The sequence below is a fragment of the Sporosarcina siberiensis genome, from assembly GCF_042681925.1.
Taxonomy (GTDB): domain Bacteria; phylum Bacillota; class Bacilli; order Bacillales_A; family Planococcaceae; genus Sporosarcina; species Sporosarcina siberiensis.
Genome location: NZ_JBHUGI010000032.1, coordinates 278,556 through 295,831 on the forward strand (window position 1 = coordinate 278,556; position 17,276 = coordinate 295,831).

12 protein-coding genes are annotated in these 17,276 nt (G+C 35.9%); 4 read left to right on the top strand and 8 right to left on the bottom strand.

Annotation, left to right across the window (positions count from 1 at the left end; translation table 11 throughout):
* Position 1: 1 nt before the first annotated feature.
* From uvsE to ACFSFY_RS12275, 3 genes are all read right to left on the bottom strand, one after another.
* On the bottom strand, positions 2-955 hold the full coding sequence (gene uvsE, locus ACFSFY_RS12265; protein WP_381538420.1) for a UV DNA damage repair endonuclease UvsE: 954 nt from the start codon (positions 953-955) through the stop codon (positions 2-4).
* Between the two features lie 643 nt (positions 956-1,598).
* Positions 1,599-2,063 (bottom strand): hypothetical protein, encoded by a 465-nt coding sequence (locus ACFSFY_RS12270; protein WP_381538422.1) that lies wholly within the window; start codon positions 2,061-2,063, stop codon positions 1,599-1,601.
* Between the two features lie 23 nt (positions 2,064-2,086).
* Entirely contained in the window at positions 2,087-3,091 is a 1,005-nt protein-coding gene (locus ACFSFY_RS12275) for a hypothetical protein (RefSeq protein ID WP_381538424.1), read from the bottom strand.
* A 266-nt stretch (positions 3,092-3,357) separates the two neighbouring features.
* Between ACFSFY_RS12275 and ACFSFY_RS12280 the strand changes: the two genes are divergently transcribed.
* The gene (locus ACFSFY_RS12280; protein ID WP_381538426.1) at positions 3,358-4,209 is read left to right on the top strand and encodes a helix-turn-helix domain-containing protein; all 852 of its coding nucleotides are present in this window, start codon (positions 3,358-3,360) and stop codon (positions 4,207-4,209) included.
* 74 nt (positions 4,210-4,283) lie between these two features.
* Complete coding sequence (locus ACFSFY_RS12285) at positions 4,284-4,619, top strand: pyrophosphohydrolase domain-containing protein (protein WP_381538428.1); 336 nt, start codon at positions 4,284-4,286, stop codon at positions 4,617-4,619.
* 647 nt (positions 4,620-5,266) lie between these two features.
* On the opposite strand, the gene ACFSFY_RS12290 is transcribed toward ACFSFY_RS12285, so the two are convergent.
* The 4 genes from ACFSFY_RS12290 to ACFSFY_RS12305 all read right to left on the bottom strand — a co-directional run bounded on the left by ACFSFY_RS12290 (position 5,267) and on the right by ACFSFY_RS12305 (position 13,148).
* Positions 5,267-6,670, bottom strand: a complete 1,404-nt coding sequence (locus ACFSFY_RS12290; RefSeq protein ID WP_381538430.1) for an IS110 family RNA-guided transposase — start codon at positions 6,668-6,670, stop codon at positions 5,267-5,269.
* A 129-nt stretch (positions 6,671-6,799) separates the two neighbouring features.
* Entirely contained in the window at positions 6,800-8,890 is a 2,091-nt protein-coding gene (locus tag ACFSFY_RS12295) for a DUF2339 domain-containing protein (protein ID WP_381538432.1), read from the bottom strand.
* Positions 8,891-9,184: 294 nt separating this feature from the next.
* Positions 9,185-10,639, bottom strand: a complete 1,455-nt coding sequence (locus tag ACFSFY_RS12300; protein WP_381538433.1) for a hypothetical protein — start codon at positions 10,637-10,639, stop codon at positions 9,185-9,187.
* Positions 10,640-11,426: 787 nt separating this feature from the next.
* Positions 11,427-13,148 carry a helix-turn-helix domain-containing protein gene (locus ACFSFY_RS12305; protein ID WP_381538435.1) on the bottom strand — a complete coding sequence of 574 codons (1,722 nt, stop codon included), beginning with the start codon at positions 13,146-13,148 and terminating at the stop codon, positions 11,427-11,429.
* 536 nt (positions 13,149-13,684) lie between these two features.
* On the opposite strand from ACFSFY_RS12305, the gene speB reads away from it, so the two are divergent.
* Entirely contained in the window at positions 13,685-14,656 is a 972-nt protein-coding gene (speB, locus tag ACFSFY_RS12310; protein ID WP_381538437.1) for an agmatinase, read from the top strand.
* Positions 14,657-14,818: 162 nt separating this feature from the next.
* A complete protein-coding gene (locus tag ACFSFY_RS12315) occupies positions 14,819-15,910 on the top strand; it encodes a YkvI family membrane protein (RefSeq protein WP_381538439.1) in 1,092 nt (363 codons plus the stop codon).
* Positions 15,911-16,063: 153 nt separating this feature from the next.
* On the opposite strand, the gene ACFSFY_RS12320 is transcribed toward ACFSFY_RS12315, so the two are convergent.
* The gene (locus ACFSFY_RS12320; protein ID WP_381538441.1) at positions 16,064-17,086 is read right to left on the bottom strand and encodes an Rpn family recombination-promoting nuclease/putative transposase; all 1,023 of its coding nucleotides are present in this window, start codon (positions 17,084-17,086) and stop codon (positions 16,064-16,066) included.
* Between the last annotated feature and the right edge of the window lie 190 nt (positions 17,087-17,276).

Here is a 17,276-nt window from a genome sequence, read left to right on the forward strand (position 1 = left end):
ATTACCATTCCAATACTGCACCTGAGACCCGTTTGACTCCCCGGATCGAAGCTACTTCTTCAACGAGTTTCAACATAGCAAGATTCTTTTGCTTAGCTTCAATCATTATATCGAAGTCTCGGTCAAGCTCCTTTGCCATTTTCAAGAACGGCAAGACAAAATCAAAAGATACAAAATCCGCATGGGAACGAAATGCTTGATCTGTTTTTGGTGAAGAAAGATGGACTTTTGGCACTAAAGAAACGCTTTTCCATGTATTAAATATACGCGGTAAACAATCCGAGAGAATAACCTCACCATCATTCGCCATATAATGGTGATAATCAAGGACCATAGGGATATTTTCTTTTTCACAAACAAGGAGTGTTTCTTCTACATTATACGTTTTATCATCATTTTCAAGAGACATCTGTTTTTTTATATGTACAGGTAATGCTTTTAGATTTTCATGGAAACGCACCAATGCACTTTCTTTATCCCCATATGCTCCGCCAATATGGATATTAATAATACCTTCATCAAGTGCATTCATTACCTCGAGCATTTTATAATGGTATTTCATATTCACCACTGCATTAATAGTTACTTCTTCTCGCGGACTTGTAAAAAGTGTGAATTGATTTGGATGAAAACTTGGTCGTAAATCAAACTGTTTTATGAGCTGTCCCAATTCTTCCCACTCGGTTTTGAACGGAGTTACGAAGTCCCACATTACCTCCGGATGAGTTGCTAAAGGAACGAGCGTACTTGAAAACCGGTATAGTTTTATTTCATGGGCGATATTATAATATAAAATTCGTTTCGTGTTTTGTAAGTTTTGGACTGTTACAGATCTCAGCTTGTCCATCCGTTCGCTTTTAGAAAGTGTTTTATAGCGAGTAAAGGTTAACGTTTTAGAAGGACTTGCATCCCACAACCCTAAAGCATTGGCTACATATCCAAAACGAATCTTCATCGACATTTCTCCTTCTCCCGGGTACCATCAAGTACTCGGTATCGTTCCCTAAATTACAATTTAGATACGATAATTGAAAGATGCCTGTTCGACAAACAAATAGGTTAGAAAAAGAATTCAAAAAAGACTTTGGAGTACCTGTGCAAGAAATACAACAAATAATTCACCCAATTGTATACGCATAAAAAACCGACTTCTCCTGAATTGGATAAATCGGTTTTATTTATTATATATATTTCTCATAAAATGCGTAAGTATACTCTTTTATATGCTAAAGCAAATAATGACGTCAACAAAATCTGACCAACTTTTCAACATATACCTAAAATATATGTAATTATATTGTATAATCAGAATAACTTTATGTACAGGCACCTAAATAATGACCAACCTTCCACCACCATATCAAACAGACGTTAAAATACAATCATAAAAAAACCTGCCAGCAAATGTTCTGATGGCAGGTCTACTAAAATTTCACCGTATGGGTGTGTACTTCTTAGACTTCTTAGACTTCTTCTTTCCATTCGTTCTGCCTTTTCACAAACAAATCATTCGTCTTTTACGAATTTTTCAGAAGTGATCCAATATAGAGTATGCCAGTGAAAAACAGCCATTTACGACAAGAATTTAGTCTGAAAAATTATGAGGTCTCTGGATTCTCAAGTTCCCCAATTTCCTTTGTCATAGGATTCACAGAAAAGAATCTTTTTTCTCCATTTAAAGTGCCAGTCACCAGATAAAGGTCCGTTCCTTTATCACTCCATATGACTTTTTGATGCGTCATCTCAGGTATAATATGATACTGTTCCTTGATTAGCTTTTGTGCGTCTTCATATCTTAACTCGGGAAGATTGTAATTCTGAATCAGAACCAAACATAAAATCAAACTAGTGATTACCACGTTTATCCACAACGATTTATAGTTCTGAAGCATTAACCAACCTATGATGAAAATGGCCATCCCGATGTAACAATAAAACCGTAACTCATTAATCGCTTCATAGGGTGTTGCCTTGGTGAATAAATAAATTTCTGAAACTACAGTAAAAATAAGTAAATAGACATATGATATAATTTTCTTATTTTTTTCCACTGTTTGATTCACATACTCACCAACTTCTGGATTTTTTAAAACTCATTCGATCTAGGAGCCGTTGATCTAAAACGTTCTATATAACGATATTGTTGATAAGCAACAGACGCAACTTTAGAAACGCTCCAATTATTGTAAAAGTATGCATACCCACCACTGCTGTAAAGCTTTTTCTGTGGTGTACCGTTCGAACGGTTACCATATACATAATTATAGTAGGACTTTGTCTTTGTCGTAAAGCCGTTCTTCACAAAATAAGCCCTTCCTACATCCTGTTTTCTAACTCCAACAAAGAGCGTTAAATTATCTCCTAAATATCCGCTGACAACGCTAGCACCTACGGATAACAGAAAGCTACTCACCGTAGATATATTCAGGCCAGGAATAAACGCAATAACTGCTCCAATTACTATAGAGAATGCTACGCCTTTCGTAAATTGAAACTTCTTTAAAGCTTTCGTTGTCTTCCATTGTGAACCCTGATAAGCAAGAACCTTTACTGCTCCGTTAGCACCTCTATTATAAGCACCTTGATAATTCCAAGTAGCCGATGGACTATCAAGCCCTACAGCCTTCCTTATATCGCCTGTAATATAACTTCTGGATGAATTGATATTCAAAACACCCATATCCGCTGATTCCGATTCTAATTCTTGTGAAATGAGTTCGTTGTTTGCTTCATCTTCTTCAGTTGAAATCACATGCATTCTCTCATATAATGCAATTTCTTTTTTCGCTTGACTATCATCAACAATAAAATCATTAGCATTATAACTTTGGATTAAACCACTGCTATCCGTGATTGTAAAATTCCCAGAAGTATAATCAACTTCTAATTCTTCAACAATCGAATCCTTTATTATTTCAAATTTAATAGCAGTATCACTTTGAGACAAAGTCTTTACAAGATAGTTGTCATTATTAAAACTGATAATTACTTCATCATTTGTAGACTCAAAAGCATAAGTCGGTTTCGCAGAATGTAAAAAAGTAGTAGAGAGCAGCAAAATGGCCAATAAACAACTAAAAATCTTCTTCATCGGATCCTCTCTTTTCTTTTAAATTTGTAGTATCAACACGGAATCTATTTACATAATTTTCACTTGATATAATAGGTAAATCGCTATTTAGCTTATTCGGACGTACAGAAGATTGCAGGATTAACTTCCTCCACCAGAAATCAGCCAAATGTCTAGCAATACGTATATAATTTCCAATCTTCTCACCTCCTACCTAGTATAATAATCTATTAAAATGATATACTTACTAAATATTCGAAAAAGAATATTTTGAAGGGTGAGTCGTAATGACAATAGGGAAACATTTAAAAAGAATACGAAAAAACAAGGGCTACACACAGAAATATTCAGCAGAAAATATTCTTTCGCAAAGCTCCTATTCTAAATTTGAGGATGAAAAGTCGGATATAAAAGCAGAAACATTTATTAATATTTTAAACAAATTTCATATCAGCCCAAGTGAATTTTTATTTATTGCAGACGAATATAAAGTGAGTGAAGAGCAACAAATACTAATGGACTTTTTCAATCTACCGTACAACGATCTACACAGATTACATTCTATTAAAAACAAAATAATGGCCTATGAAAATTCCGAAAAAAACATAATGCTTAGTGACGTTTTAACCATATGTAATGCCCTCATCAAGTTAGCTCAAACTAGTGATATTGATCGTGCAAGAGAAATTGTAGAACCGGTATGGGACAGACTTTCCACGTATAACAATTGGTATTTGACAGACATAAAACTCATCAACGTTCTGTTATATCTCTTTCCGGTAGATACGGCAATCGAAGTCACTAAAAGCCTCTTGAATCGCCTAAACCAATATAAGGGTTATCAATATTCTGTTCAGTTACAATCTACATTACTTATAAATTTAACCCTTCTACTCATAAAAGATAAGAATTATCAAGAGGCACTTTCTGTTTTAGAAGACACGATTAAAACGCATCAAAAACAAATGCCTTATCAATCACTTGCACTCTGTTTTTCAAGAAAATCTTTATGCCTTCACCATCTAGGTCATGATTCTGCAAACAACTATTTACAGAAAGCAAAACAGCTTTTAGAAATTTACGAGGAAAATGACATGTGGATACTTATTGAGAAAGAGCACCAAACGTATTCAATTTAAACGAGGGGCCTTTTGTAAAATCGACAAAAAAAGTGCTACAATTAACTATAAGATTCACACAAGGAGATGAGACAATGCCGATCTACAACAAACTAGTCCGTGATCGTATTCCTGAAATCATTGCAAAGTCTGACAAGAGATTAACTTCTCGGATATTATCAAATGATGAATACTTAATTGAGATTAATAAAAAGATGCATGAGGAATTGGCTGAGTATGAAGAAGCTGTGTTAAACGAGAATTCAGAGGATGCAATCGAAGAACTTGCGGATTTGTTGGAGCTTATTCATGCAGCGGCTTCAGTTTATGACACGACGATTGAAGAATTGGAAAGAATACGGGAAGATAAAGCGGATAAACGCGGTGGATTTGATGAGCGGATATATCTGATTGAAGTACTAGATGACTGAAGTTTTGAAACGTGTCTGTGTGACAAACAATCATGATAGTTTCTTGCACAGACACGCAACAGTATCAATTCAGCTCTCTCTTACTTCTTCCAATGTAAGCCTAGTGGTAATCGAAACTATTTCCACTGGGAGTTTTTCAAGGCTTAGTTTTGTTCAATTGCACGGCACTCCCCAATCTTATCCTTCTCTAGACCCTTCTCAAATTACAAATCAAAAGCGTTCATAATCGTTGGAGGTGCATTTTCCTTATTGTAAAGCTCCATCAGTTCGGTCGGATCTTTTCAGATAGTGATCAGTGTACCTGTGAAACAATCACGTTTGTTTCACAGCGTTTAATGTGAAATAAGTCAAGCGCTATGAAAATAGATTTTTGGCCGCACGAAACCAAAGCCTCATAATGGTATTTTTTTGAAACTCAACAATCACAGAACACTATAATGGCGTTTTTCCGCAACGTGAAAGGTCTTGCGTTTCATTTCACAGGGATACATCCTATTAAATACAAGCTCACGTTCTTTAACGTTTTATTCGTATTTGTGAAACAAGACCCATGACGCTGTGCAACGAGGTCATTAAAGCCTCAGGTACCCTAAACTATGTGGTCTACGTTCCGGGAAAACGCCTTTGTCTATATCTAGATTTTGCGTTTATAGTTCTACTTCTTTTATATAGCGTTGATTGAATAGCTCCTGCTTTTTCTTATTCTTGAGTTTGCCAGCGATGACTTTTTCCAGACAATAGTCCGCTTCAATGCTTTTATATAACTGTTGATTATTGATCATGGCAAAGGCAATCCGTAGGATTCGATTACCTAGAGCGATATAGGACTGGCCTGCTTTCTTACCTTTGTCCTTCATCGCCAAATACCGGACTTTCATTTCAGGATTCTGAACCGCAACGTTTTTCCCTACCTGGTAGACCACATTTCGAAAAGCGGCCCTACCTTGTTTGGATATCCGGTAATGATTCGCCTTTTTCCCACCTGACTGTCTTACAATTGGATTCGTACCGGCCATTTTGATGAGTTGTCCTGCATGTGAATAGTCATGGACGTTCCCTATTTCCGCGGTCAATTCGGCGGCCGTAGTGATTCCTAAACCTGGGATACTTAAGAGGATACCACCATCGGTTTCCAGTAGTTTCTCTTCAATTACATCCTCTAATTGCTTGATTTGATGATGTATTAACTCATATTCATCAAGTTTTAGTTGGAGTAAAAGTAACTCGCTTTCAAGCATAGACTTTGGTTTGGAAATCGAATTCGCTGCATAATCCAAGAACCTATCGATAACATCCTCACGGAGTTTCAGGTTATTTTCAATAGATATCTTCCTTAGTCCAGCTTTGCCTAGAGTTAAGATATCTGACGGGTGAGGATGGTTTCTCATCAAGAATAGCGACGTTTTTGAAACGAACTGATCTAAGATCTTGATGACCTTATTTTCGCCATCCACTTTCAGGTTCTTCCCTTGAAACTCACGGAAAATGTGATCCATATACAGACGCAAGTGATTGACGGACCTTGTTTGCGCATTAACAAGTGTTCTTCTGGCCCTTGTTAATGTCTTTAACGATTCAAGTTCAAGTATGGATTCAACGCTCGTTCCACCACGCCCATGAAGTAATGACTGGACAATCGCCATCAAATCCACACGGTCCGTTTTCGTATAATTCAACACGGTTTCTCTTTCCCTGGCAGTCGTTGCGGCATTCAAAATTCGGACGACGTAACCCTCATCCATGCACAATCTCACAAGGTCTTCATAGTAATGCGCAGTCGTTTCAATTCCGACAATCACTTGTGAAAGTGCGTATGTTTCACACACTGAATTAATGTATTTCTTCATCAATTGATAGCCTGTCATTGACCCGTCGAACTCAAATGGCTCCTGTAAAATATCACCGTAGATTGTACATACCATCGCTGTATTCACAAACTTCGCTGCATCAATCGCTACAATACAGTATTCCTTAGCTTTTTCATCTCGCATTAATCGATTCCAATGACTTCCGTTCTTCCCCTGAATATGATTTAATGATAGTGTGACCATTGTTTTCAGCTCCTCCTATTTTGGTGGGGTTCGTATATCGGAAGTTCTGTGATTGGTACTTCTCCTATACCCTGAAAACAATGGTTTTTTCATTTTCCGACTATCTATTTAACATAATAGGTACTTAAATCATTCTTTAGTTAAGGTCTTTGAATAAATCAATCCGACAATACCTACGATGATAAACATGATTGCGCGGACTACTATCGACACACTCACTAGGTCAACAAAGAATAGTTTTATAATACAAACGACTATCAACCAAACCCCTGCTAATCTGACATGTCTCCAGTTCATCTTGCCCCCTAGAGTAATTGAGACAAAAGAAAAAGAGAACAATAAGAAGGTGTGAATGAGCAACGAGTACTCCCAATTCAACTCATAATATAACGCTGTAGATACATACCATTTATTCAGGAATAAAAACAAAATAATTTGCATGCATAGCGCTAGTAGTGGAATTTTCTTTAGTAATTGAGCAGATTTGAAATAAAACCGTTCTTTCATAACACTTATAAACATCGTTATAAGGATAGCAACATAAATTAGTTCAACTAAGAGGTTAAATAAATGATTCGACTCAGCATAAGGATTTGATAGTGTAAAAGTAAGCATTGCTACGCCTAATAAGAAAAACTCGATGAGTACTGCATACGTTACATATCGTCCTCTTTGCCATTTGTGAATAAAGTACATAGCCCCTAATGTGGCAAGTAATACAAGTCCAAAAATATGGTTAATGGTTGTAGTTGCCAAATCCGAATCTTGAAGTGTAAGATTCGTTAGCCTAACCACATAATTCATAACAATAAGTTGTCCGATAATAAGACTTTGATCTATTCGCTTCAACTTCCCTTTTAAAAACGACGGAGGAAACTTGATAAATGAATAATAAATAAAAACCATTGTGCCTAAAAACAAAAGCCACAGTGCATGTTCCAGTGAATAAAATCGGTATAAATCGTTTGTGAAAAAAACACTATATGCGGTAATTCCGTATATAAATGAACTCGTAATAATAGTTCTAATCGTGTTAAAACGCAGTCCCACCCATAAACCTACTGCCCCGTTTACGAGTAACAACAGAAGTGTACTGTTGCCATTCGAAAAACCAAATGATAAAACAAATGCACTTATCGCAAAAATTGAAACCGCAGAAAGAACACTTCCAATAATCGTGTCTTTTTTCACGAATAAGATTACAGTAACGACTGTATACAAAACCGCTAAAAATCCGTATACAACAATTTCCTGGCTTGTTTCTAATAACTTTACCCAACCTAGCGCGAACGCGAAGTTCGAGTAAATAAGTGCTTCTGAAAACACGTGTCTTGAAATCGTTCCTTTTAAATAGAAGAAGAGCAAGATAGAATGTTGCATTAAAACTGTTCCAACGACGATCGATTCATCCAAGTTTGCGAAGTTAAGTAAACTATATGTAACCAATGTCAGGTGGAATAATAAAAATGTGATATAAAATGTATATTTTTGCTTTTGTCGAAGCGATACATAAAATAACGATAAAAATAAAATCAAAATATACGCACAAAACTGCAATGTAATAGTACCTTGGCCTTCAAGTAAATAAGGAAGCAAAAAGCCACCAATTGCTGAAAATATCGTAAGTGTTTCTGATTTAGTTTTCTGAGACAACCAAACGCCAATACCAATATAAGCTACACCTAAAATGAAAGCCGTTGTAAAATTAAAATAGCCATACAACTGATGTCCAGCAAATGTTGTCAAAATTCCTAGTGCAATTAATCCTCCGAGTAGCGTGAGTCCAAATACTTTGCTGTTTCCGTTGTAATATCTCATACCAAGAAAATACAAAAGTACTGTACCTGCATACCCTAAACCTATACGTACAGGATTCGTAACAATACCGTAATCCACACCAAGCTTCAGTCCCCACAAAACACCTAATAAAAGAATAAACATAAAGACTCGTGGTAGCCAAGTACTTAATGCTCTTTCAAGATTAAATTCATTCTTGATCACTGGCTCTTGAATCGGTTTTTCAATATACGTTGTATCGGATGGCTGAGCATAGTGAGGTTCCGCAATCTTCTTTTCTGATTTAGGCGTAGGCGAAACAAATTTCATCGGCTCATTAACACCTGTAGTTTTAGCTACCCATTCAAGTTGTTGCTTTTTCAATACCTTCATTTCAGCTTCTAATTGTTCTAGCCGTTTAAGTATGTCCTCATTATCATTCACAAACATCCCTCATTTCTTACTACAATTAATCTATGAAATGAAAATAGTTTTAATTTCTAGGTTGTTCATTAGTTTACCATTAAAATTATATCAATGCAGTAAAAAAATCAGAGTTCAATAGTATACTAGTATTTTCACTTGCCTGTGCATCACACAACTTAAACACTTTTCAGAATTGTGTTGGAGTGCGTCTTTTACAGGCACACTTTTTATACGACCTATTTTTCTCTATCCATTTAACATAATAGGCAACCAAAGACTAGTTTACGATTCACGCCCTAGAACAACAGATTTCTAATACTTTTTTTCGATTAATTTCTTTCCGATAGCAAACGCTCCCCCAACTATTGTGGCTCCTATGACAATCGGTGCAGCTGCTATTGCCGCAGCTCCTATGGTTGTACCTGAAATCGCAGCCGCTGCACCAGTTATCGCAGTACCCACAACCGAACCTCCTATTGTTGTTGAAGCAGCAGTTACCGCGGTTCCTACTGCCGAAGTAGCTATTGCACCTGTGAATGCAGTTGTAGTTGCAACTGCGGCTCCCGAAACGGCCCCAGCTCCCGCTACTACAGCCGTTCCAACAGTTGTACCTGCAAGCGTTGTTCCTACAGTGGCTATCCCACCAACAACTGCCGTTCCAGCTGAAGTACTTGCCAATGCTCCAATAGCATAACTAGATGCGGTGGCTACAGCTGTATCACGGGCAATTGCAACTCCAGCTTTCCCCATATCCTTGTCTCCTGAAAACACATTTACAATGTTATTGCCGATGCTAAATCCTGCCCCGGCGGCTCCTCCTGTTCTAGCCGATGCCAATCCAGCTTGATTTAAAGAATAAAGTTTCGATGTGATAGGTGCAGCTGATGTACTTAAAATCTTACTCTCTAAACGCATGATACCTGCCAAACCTTTACTTTGTTTCAAGCTTACGTCAGATTCTATAACCGATAATCCAGCATTTTTTGCTCGTTGAATTAACTGCGTATTTCCTTTATCCACAACAATCGTTTGCCCCGAATACTTTTTAAAATCAATATATACATTATTGTATCCCGCTTTTGCTTGACCCAATACTCTTGTTCCGTTCGGTTGTACGATTAAAAAATCCGCAACGCTATTGTTACTAAGAACAGTCGTGTGTGTTCCTGAGAGTGTAGCCTTAGCAGCATGTAACTCTTCGAAAACAAACCCTTTAAATCCGTTTGCTCCGCCTCGTAACGTGTTATATGCTGATAAGTTTCTACTTAGTGTGTTATAGACACCTGCACTTTTAAATGCCTGCATAGTCGCTACTGGAACTGAGGCACCGTTAGAAATTACTTCTACATATTTATCAATCGATCTAACGCATTCATCTAATGTCCACTCATTCACTATCATCATTTTCTTAATTTCAAGCGGGCCAAGCCCTGTAAAATTACATACTGTAGTTACACCGTGAACAAAAAGCATGCTCTCTTTCACACATTTATTTGAACAGTATACGTTATTTTCAAATACATAATGGCAATCTGTAAGTTGAGTACAATTAGGGCAAACTTTAAGCACTAACGTATTTGAATCCAAAGCCTGTTGCACACCTAAATTTCTAAGTACTTGTGCAAACTTTTGGGCCTCTTCCATTTTCATGGAGATTTTTATTTCTTCAACCTGTCGTAAAACACTTATCAAACTATTAACTGATGCAACCTCACCGGAATTCTTTAAATCAATACTAGTAGATTGTTTGATTTTTGCTACAGTCATAAATTCAGCTCATCCCTTATAATCATTCTTAAAATCATTATTATAGGTATTATATATTAACTTCTTCATAATAACGGTTATTTAGACATGATACAATAGACTTCTTTACTTTAAGAAGAGACGCTAACACTACCTATTGATTTTAAGGACGATTTACCGTTTTGTACGTCCCTTTCAAGATGCCTGTTAGCCTCTATGATTTGATCCAAAGAATAGCACATCCTAATAACAAGCTTTATTTTCTCTTCCTTCATAAGCCGCCTGCTCAAAGGTTAAGTTCTTCGGCATTGAGCAAGGACACTCTAACGAGGGCAGACATATTCTGCAGGGGGTCCAAGACAACTCCCGAAAACATGATCGCCAAGCTTAAATCTGTCCACATTTTTGTCGGCCGCTACAATGGCTAGATTTAAAATAAAATAAGCCGATCACCACTTTATTAAATGGCGATCAGCTTATTCCTATTGTAATTGTATGTCCATTGCTTGTATAAAATCAATTTCTGAAGGTATCTCATTTGACTCCATTAAATCTTTTTAGAGTAATAGTTTCATGGTTGATTACAGGGATCTGTGCAAGAAACAACAACAAACAATTTAGCCAATTGTATATACATACAAAACGATAAACTTTTCAGCATATCCCTATTAAATAGCTAATTGTAGTATATAGTCAGGGTAGTTTTATGCATAGGTACCTAAAAATAATATACACATTACTTATATCTTTCACCCCGAAATTATTTTTGAATCAGTGACAGGTAGCAACCTAGCATTGCACTTGTTCATTATAGAAGATCCATGTTACTTAATTTGACGGCTAAATGTATATTTAGCCAATCCTTTTGATTGGAAAGTTGTATATTCAGCTTTTTCTCGATGACCTTAAGTCGATAATATAATGTATTTACATGAATATTTAGATCTGTGCTCGTTTCGTGAGGAAGTTTATCGTTTCTTATATAACTAGCTAGAGTATCGAACAATACCTTATTTTTCATATTGCTTGGTGAAAGGTCTTTTAAAACTGTATTAACAAAGTCATCTATATTTCCCCTATTGGTTTGTAAAAACAACTTCTCGATTGTTAAATCATCAAATAATATAACATTTCCATATTTAACTTTCCGCTTTTGCAAGATTGACAATGCATCCTTATATGAAGAATCTATTTCTACTATGCTATTGACCATTCTTCCTACTATAATTGCGGTCGATAAATTGAATTTCGTTAATACTTCCAATAAGGTATTGAGAAACCTTTCCAACTCCTTTTTTCCTTGTGTCGTAAAGAATAGCACACCTTTAGAGGTCAAAAGTGGTTTATACGGTAATGCAGTTGATTTATTGATGATGATTCTATGTACCTCTTCCATTCTTTCCTTTTCTTTTATATCGAAAATTATATGGTAGCAAGGAATATTATTTTTAATATCAAACCCCTTTAATCGTTGTACAAAAGTCGATTCCTGTTTATGTATGAGAAACTCATCAATCATTTCGTTAACCATTTTCTGTTTTGTATCATAAACTTCTTTTTCTTTAATTAATTTTAATGCAATCAAATCTACTCCGTGCTCAATGGTCTTCTTAATAAAATCATCGACCGCTTCCTTCTTTAATTGTAAAACGAAAAATCCGAGGATTTCACTTTTAAATTTTATTGGATAAATAGCAAGACCTTCTTTTAGTGTAAAAGAGCCGTGATGAAAATATTCTTCATACAAATAATTTTCTAAGCTATCGACAGAGCGGGTAAAATCATCCGATTGGAACCTGGAAAATAAAAACTCATCGAATAAACGAACTGGTAGATCAACCATATTGGAAAGAGATTCACATATATCCTCAACACTTTTTCCTTGGAGTGATTCACTCAACAGCTTTTTGTTAGAAGAAAGTGCAGAGTTTAATTTTGAAACTTTATCTTTCTCATTATTAAGCAAAATGGAATTGTAATAGGAAGTCGATGCTTGCTCTGCATAAATTTTAAATAGATTAAAATCCAGTTCACTGAAATATTTATCAGGTGCATAAAAATCGATAATCAAAACACCGAAATACAAATTATCGTATTGAAGGATGGCGCACATTGTACTGGATGGTGTTTCGTTATCCCAATGAACTAATGAGTCTTGAAATATCATCTTAGATTCTTGATCAATGTTTTCCATTGCCCTTCGTACATCCTCAGGATAAGTGTATAAATTCGACTTCCTAGACAAAAAACTTTCACCAGATATTCCTTCTCCATTTTGAATCCCTATCAATTTCACATAATCTTTAAAACCAAAATAATTATGGGGAATCAACATTTCCTCATCTTCATCGAAAAGAAGAATCATCCCCGTGTCTGGTCGGAAAAACTCTTTGCACTTCTCCAAAATATCATTTAATATCAAATCTTTGTTTAGTCCTATCGTTAACTTCTGAGTAACTTTAAGTAAAGCCTTTGTCTGTTCAATGAAATTAATTGGTGATTGGTCATTTAAATGTGAAAGATTACTCATTGTATTTCCCTCCATATTACCAACGTTTCTAATCTCTGAAATTATTCATTAAATTAAAATCCGTTCCTATTTATCAAATCCTGCTGGGTATCTATACTACCATCAATTGTTGGAATCTTAAAGGAATTGTCAATCAGAAGACCATAGACGGGTGTATTCTAGTATGTTCTATTCCTATTTAATAAGCTTATACCGCCAAATACCATAGATTTCAAATATAGTTCACTACTACTTTCTAAGGACTTTTTGATTTCGTAATATACTGTTTGGACTTTCATACAACTTATAGTGTGAATCTTCATACTTAATGACATAGACATAAAACAACCAGAGTATAGAATGTATATATGCCCTATTCAAAAACTTCAGAATACTAAAAAGATAATCCAAAGGTCAGTTACTACTATTATTTGAGAAACAACAACTCAATTAATGTACATATCGGTGCCTGAACTAATAGGCACTGTATGGCGTGACCATTAAAGTAATGAAGTAGTTTAGAGTAGATAGGGAATTAAAAATAGAGGAGAGATATTGTGAGTAAATATTCGAAAATAGAAGGATTAAATAATGAGGGAACATTCGACATGCCGTATACTGGTATAGCATCTTTTAGAAAGTATCCAATTTGCACCAATTTGGATGAATTAGATGCTGACGTTGCAATAATTGGTGTTCCAAATGATTTAACGACTGCTTGGCGTTCTGGAAGTCGAATGGGACCCAGATCAATTCGAGAAGAATCTTTATTATATGCTTTCGGGCCAGGATATGATCCGGAACGTGATATGGAATATCTAGGGAATGAATGGAAAATCGTCGATTGTGGCGATGTAGCAATGGCAAATGGTGATTTAGAACAATGCCACGAAAATACAGAAGCGGCAATAAGAAAAATCATATCTAAAGGGGCTATTCCAGTAGTAATGGGAGGAGACCACTCAATAACATCTCCGGTTGCCTTTGCATTAGACACGGAAGAGAATGTAAACGTAGTTCAAATCGATGCTCATTTGGATTGGCTTAAACATTCTTCCGGTCAACGATTCACGCTCAGTAGTCCAATGAGAAGAATGTCAGAAATGCCTCATATTAATAAAATGGCACAATTAGGAATTAGAGGTGTAGGAAGTAGTAAAAGGTCCGATTTTGAAGATGCAAGAGCGTACGGTAGTACGATTTTATCTCCGAAACAACTTAGGAAAATTGGCATTGAAAAGGCACTCGAAAATATGCCTGATGGCGAAAAGTATTATGTAACGATAGATATTGACGGGCTTGATGCATCAATTGCACCAGGTGCAGGCTCACCTTCTCCTGGTGGCTTTAATTATGATGAAGTAAGTGAGATTCTAGAAGCTGTTGCAAAAAAAGGGAAAGTGATTGGGTTTGATTTGGTAGAAGTGAATCCGTTATACGATCCTACACGAGTAACTTCTCAAATCGCCGCTAGACTCATGATCGACTTTTTAGGATTTATTTTAAAAGAACGAGAATTAAATAAATAAGTGTATGATACTTTTAAATGAATAGGTAGTTTATAAAAACTGCTTATTCATTGCCTTTAATTAGTCAATTAGATGTAATAGTGACCGCAATTATCATAAATACAAATAGCGAATCAAAGAACTTTTCGGTGTTTTATTATAACAAGGGGGAAAATAACAACAATGAAAGATGTACTTAGAATTATATTAATTGCGGGAGCATTTATTTCTTATATTATTGGCGCCGGTACGGCAACCGGACAAGAAATATTACAGTTTTTTGCTTCTTTCGGCTACTTAGGAATAGGAGCAATACTAATTGCAATGATTTTACATGCTTGGTTTGGCGCATATTTACTCGGAACAGGTCAAAAATTACAAGCCGAGAGTTCAGGAGATATTTTCAGGTACTTCTGTGGTAAATATTTGGGTACATTTTTTGATTGGTTTTCACAAATGTTTATACTCATCGTTTTTGTTGTCATGATCTCCGGAGCCGGCGCTACATTAACTGAATATTACGATGTTAACATCTACGTAGGTCGATTTGTCATTTCCTTACTCGTACTCATAACCGTTCTTCTAGGATTAAATAGAATGGTTAAAATTTTGGGTGCTATTGGACCACTTATTATTCTTCTAGTCGTACTGATTGGCGGAACAAGCTTCTTTACAAATTTAGCTGGTTTTGCACAAGCGGGTCAAATCTTAGAGGAAATTAATGTACCTAAGGCAACAAATTCATGGTGGTTGTCTGGCTTTATCTATTCTTCATTTGTAGTGCTTGTTGCTACACCATTCTTAATCAAATTAGGGAAGTCTGAACCGAAAAGAAAAAACGTTATTTGGGGCGGAATACTTGGTGGAATTCTTATTTTAGTTGCTGTACTTGCAATTTATTTGGGAATTTTGTCAAACATAGAAGTTGCCTATGTTAAAGATATACCGACTTTATTCTTAGCAGATCAAATTCATCCGATGTTTGGTGTACTATTCTCCATCGTGTTACTGGTTTCTATCTACTCTACTGCAGCTCCAATGTTGTGGACTGTTACAAATTATTTTGCAAAGGATAATGTTAAGAAGTTTAGGTTGGTCGCGATTGGTGTCACTGTACTAGGTTTTTTTGGCGGACTTCTTCCCTTCGGTCAAATCATTGGAACTGTATACCCTTATGTAGGTTATATGGGGATGCTATTATTTGCAGGAATGTTTTATCGACAGTTTATTAATAAAGGATCTATCCATTTATCAAGCACTAAACAAAGGAATTAGAATAATTGAGATGTTTTGCAAATACCTACTAAAGTACGTAAGCCTTCCAAGTATATTCTTGGAAGGCTTTTCATGTACAAGCATATTTCTCGGAATAAAGTGTGCCTGTGTGACAACTTTCATGAAAGTTTCTTGCACAGACACGCAACAGTATCAATTCAGCTTTTCCTGAATCTCTTTCACTTCTTCTAATGTAAGTCCAGTCGCAGTGGATACCATTTCCAAAGGGAGTTTTTCAAGGATTAGTTTTTGTGCAATTGCATGACGCTCTATCATCTTCCCCACTATCTTTCCTTTTTCTAGTCCTTGCTCTAGTCCTCTCTCTAGTCCTTTCTCTACTCCCTTCTCTAGACCCTTCTCAAATTCCAAATCAAAAGCATTCATAATCGTTGGAGGTGCATTTTCCTTATTGTATAGCTCCATCAGTTCGGTCTCCTCTCTTATCATTGGTCGAATTTCTTCAGATAATTGTTTTGTATACTCTTCCGATAGTTGTAACAAATAATCTATAAAATGAAATACAGCTTGGACCGCGGTGCGCGAATAATCTTTATTTCTAACAATGGCCCGCATCAGTTTACTTTTGAAAAGATAACGTTGATGTTCTTTATCTTTTGTTTGATGTAGCCCCTTAGCGGCTAAGACGATTTTGCTGAAAAGTTTATCTGAACGTTCAAGTTCTTCATCTGGATAATCTTCAGTTCTATAATTAGTATACGAATAATGAAGCGTTGTGCCAAAATAATCGTACTCAAAATGTTCAAGTGCATTGCTTTTCGCGGGGGATGTATGAACGGCAATCGCAATAATCTTTTCTTGATAACGGTCATAAATACGATAAAAGTATTGAAACATTCGCTCGGGGAATTCTGTTTCATTTGTACTTTGCACTTCAATATGAACAAGAATCCATTTCTCTTCTCCGTTTTTCAAGCGAACTTTTGCCAACTGATCCGCAAATCGCCTACCTTTTTTCCGATCTGTGACCTCTTGAAATAGTTCCTTATCCAAAAATTCTGGCGCGATACTGAAATCAACCTGTGTATGCAATTTTGGTGCGAAAAATAGTATAAAATCTTCAAACAGCTCACCAATCACTTTTTTCCAAAGCCCATCTTGATCGACTTCAATAAATCCGTATTGCTCATTTTCTTCTCTTACGAATGCTAGAACCATTTTGAAAAAGCACCCCCTAATTATTTTCAGATTATTAAATCAATTATAACACAAACCGAACATACGATTCAATCATTACTGATTTTATAAGTGTTTATGAAAAAACCATTAGAAAATAACAGAGATATAGCGTTAGGTACACACTAGCGTTGCCTAGCTTTAATTTCGGGGCACCTGCACAAGAAACAAC

What these genes read in the sequence shown, in the direction of transcription:
- uvsE (WP_381538420.1), bottom strand. Translation starts at nt 955, where the DNA reads ATGAAGATTCGTTTTGGATATGTAGCCAATGCTTTAGGGTTGTGGGAT.
- ACFSFY_RS12275 (WP_381538424.1), bottom strand. Translation starts at nt 3,091, where the DNA reads ATGAAGAAGATTTTTAGTTGTTTATTGGCCATTTTGCTGCTCTCTACT.
- ACFSFY_RS12280 (WP_381538426.1), top strand. Translation starts at nt 3,358, where the DNA reads ATGACAATAGGGAAACATTTAAAAAGAATACGAAAAAACAAGGGCTAC.
- ACFSFY_RS12285 (WP_381538428.1), top strand. Translation starts at nt 4,284, where the DNA reads ATGCCGATCTACAACAAACTAGTCCGTGATCGTATTCCTGAAATCATT.
- ACFSFY_RS12290 (WP_381538430.1), bottom strand. Translation starts at nt 6,670, where the DNA reads ATGGTCACACTATCATTAAATCATATTCAGGGGAAGAACGGAAGTCAT.
- ACFSFY_RS12300 (WP_381538433.1), bottom strand. Translation starts at nt 10,639, where the DNA reads ATGACTGTAGCAAAAATCAAACAATCTACTAGTATTGATTTAAAGAAT.
- ACFSFY_RS12305 (WP_381538435.1), bottom strand. Translation starts at nt 13,148, where the DNA reads ATGAGTAATCTTTCACATTTAAATGACCAATCACCAATTAATTTCATT.
- ACFSFY_RS12315 (WP_381538439.1), top strand. Translation starts at nt 14,819, where the DNA reads ATGAAAGATGTACTTAGAATTATATTAATTGCGGGAGCATTTATTTCT.
- ACFSFY_RS12320 (WP_381538441.1), bottom strand. Translation starts at nt 17,086, where the DNA reads ATGGTTCTAGCATTCGTAAGAGAAGAAAATGAGCAATACGGATTTATT.